Annotated in this window: 3 protein-coding genes; 1 reads left to right on the top strand and 2 read right to left on the bottom strand. The window is 68.0% G+C overall.

Annotation, left to right across the window (positions count from 1 at the left end; all coding sequences use genetic code 11):
• The first annotated feature begins 264 nt into the window (after positions 1–264).
• Entirely contained in the window at positions 265–510 is a 246-nt protein-coding gene (locus AC0L21_RS33790) for a PilZ domain-containing protein (protein ID WP_007599245.1), read from the top strand.
• A 182-nt stretch (positions 511–692) separates the two neighbouring features.
• On the opposite strand, the gene AC0L21_RS33785 is transcribed toward AC0L21_RS33790, so the two are convergent.
• Together AC0L21_RS33785 and AC0L21_RS33780 are read right to left on the bottom strand one after the other, a co-directional pair.
• Positions 693–1,100, bottom strand: coding sequence for a hypothetical protein (locus AC0L21_RS33785; protein WP_473265978.1), 408 nt, complete (start codon positions 1,098–1,100; stop codon positions 693–695).
• A 242-nt stretch (positions 1,101–1,342) separates the two neighbouring features.
• A complete protein-coding gene (locus tag AC0L21_RS33780) occupies positions 1,343–2,455 on the bottom strand; it encodes an NADH:flavin oxidoreductase/NADH oxidase (RefSeq protein ID WP_473265977.1) in 1,113 nt (370 codons plus the stop codon).
• Between the last annotated feature and the right edge of the window lie 26 nt (positions 2,456–2,481).

The following is a 2,481-nucleotide window of genomic DNA, read 5'->3' as shown; positions in this document are numbered from 1 at the left end:
GGGTGGGGGGGGGGCGGGGGGGGGGGGGGGGGGGGGGGGGGGGGGGGGGGCCGCCGCCCCCGGGGGGGGCCCCCCCCCCCCCCCCCCCCCCCCCCCCCCCCCCCCCCCCCCCCCCCCCCCACGGCGGAATACAGCCAACCCACCCCGCTACCGCCAATATTCATTAAAATTATCGACCCCGCTTTAGCCGGATCGAATCACCTCTCGTTCATCATGGTCTCCCAGACCACCCGCGCCATCCGCGGAAATTGGAGGAGAGTGCCAATGCATCCGCGACGACATGCCCGCGTCAAGCCCGCGGGCCTCGTGTCCCGCCAGGCCAAGATCATCACCGACCCGCGCGCGCCGGTGATCCCCTGCACGCTGATCGACTACTCGCCCGGAGGGGCCTGCGTCGATCTCGGCGGCCAGGTGAAGATTCCCGATCGCTTCGAGCTGCTGCATGTGAACACCAAAAAGCGCTGCCGCGTAGCGTGGAAGCGCGGCACGAAGGTGGGCGTGGTGTTTTAGAGGCCCCTCCCCGTCGTCCTGGCGAAAGCCAGGACCCATTACCCCAGGGAGCAGTTTGGCGAAGGCTCGTCGTTCGGTACGCCTACCGCCCACAATCGATAAATCACGCGGTATGGGTCCTGGCTTTCGCCAGGACCACGGCGGAGATTGTCGCGGCGCGATCTCTCCCAACCAACAAATTCCTACTTCCGCATCCGCGCCTTCGCCCCCGCGACGATCTGCATCGCCACGCCCGCGATCCAGCCGAACAAGGCGAACCAGCTCCAGGCGATATGCGGATCGAGGCGGAGCACGATGATGGCGACGGAGGCGAGCGCGGTGAGCGTGGCGCAGAGCGTGCCGGCGGAGCTCAACAGTTCCGCGGCGTCGATGTCGCCGTGGGCCTCGTCGAACGGCAGCTGCGGCGTGTCGATGCCGAGATAGAAGCCGACGAAGCCCAGCACCATCATCAGCAGCAGGAAGCCCTCGGTTGTGAGCGCGGGTATCGCGGATCCCACGTAAGCGCCGACGAACAGCCCGCACGCCGCCCCCGCCATCGCAAGCCCCACGCGCTCGATGACGTGGGCAGCTTTCCGGATACGAAACCGCATGGCGGGCCTCCGCGAGGAGTTGGACGCGCGCGAGGTTAGGCCAGATTTGGCGGAGGTGGAAGGTGAGAGGCGTTACGGATGCGTGAGGGGTGTTGCCTCCCTCTCCCGTTCTTACGGGGAGAGGGTTGGGGTGAGGGGCCTCTCTCCGCATGTGAGATCATCGCCGCACCTGTACCCCCTCACCCGCATCCCATCGTCGATGGGATGCGACCTCTCCCCGCAAGCGGGGCGAGGTAAAGAACTCACCGCGCCCCGAACGTGGTCTTGCCGAACAGCGCCTTCTGGGTCGAGGGCTGCGAGCGCCAGTATTGCGGCGGGGCTTCGACCTCGCCGCCGAGTTCGGCTGCGGCGTGCCAGGCCCAGCGGGGATCGTAGAGCAAGCCGCGAGCGAGCGCGACCATGTCGGCCTTGCCGGATGCGACGATCTCCTCGGCCTGCTTCGGCTCCGTGATCAGGCCGACCGCGATGGTGGGCAAACCCGTCTCGCGCTTGATGGCCTCGGCAAACTGCACCTGGTAGCCGGGGCCGAGCGCGATCTTCTGCAACGGCGAGACGCCGCCGGAGGAGGCATCGATCCAGTCGACGCCGCGCGCTTTCAGCGCGTTTGCGAATGCGATGGTCTGCGCCAGATCCCAGCCGCCCTCGACCCAGTCGGTCGACGACACCCGCATGCCGACCGGCTTGTCGTGCGGGAACGCCGCGCGAACGGCGTCGTAGACCTCCAGCGGGAAGCGCATGCGGTTCTGCAAGCTACCGCCATATTCGTCGGTGCGCCTGTTCGAGATCGGCGACAGGAATTGATGCAGGAGATAGCCGTGCGCGCCGTGCAGCTCGATGGCGTCGATGCCGATGCGGTCGGCGCGTCTGGCGGCATCGACGAAGGCATCGCGGATGCGCTTGAGGCCTGCGGCGTCGAGCGCCAGCGGCGCGGCCTCGCCCTCCTTGTGCGGCAGCGCGGACGGCGCCACGGTCTGCCAGCCGCCCGCGTCCTGCGCGATCAGCTGGCCGCCGTCCCAAGGCCGCGCGCTCGAGGCTTTGCGGCCGGCATGCGCGAGCTGCATCGCGACTGCGGTCGAGGAATGTTTCCGCACCGAGGTGAGGATCTGCTTCAGCGCGGCCTCGGCGGCATCGCTGTAGAGCCCGAGGCAGCCCGGCGTGATACGGCCGATCGCCTCGACATGGGTCGCCTCGATGCAGAACATCGCCGCGCCGGACAGGCTGAGATTGTTGATGTGGGTGAAGTGCCAGTCGGTGGGAACGCCGTCCTCGGCCGAATATTGGCACATCGGCGACACCACGATGCGGTTCTTCAAGGTCAGGCCGCGCAGCTTGATCGGGGAAAACAGGGCGCTCATGCGGGGGAGTTCCGAAAGGGAGGGAG

The organism is Bradyrhizobium sp. WSM4873 (assembly GCF_055811355.1).
This window is presented reverse-complemented; position numbering and strand designations above follow the sequence as displayed.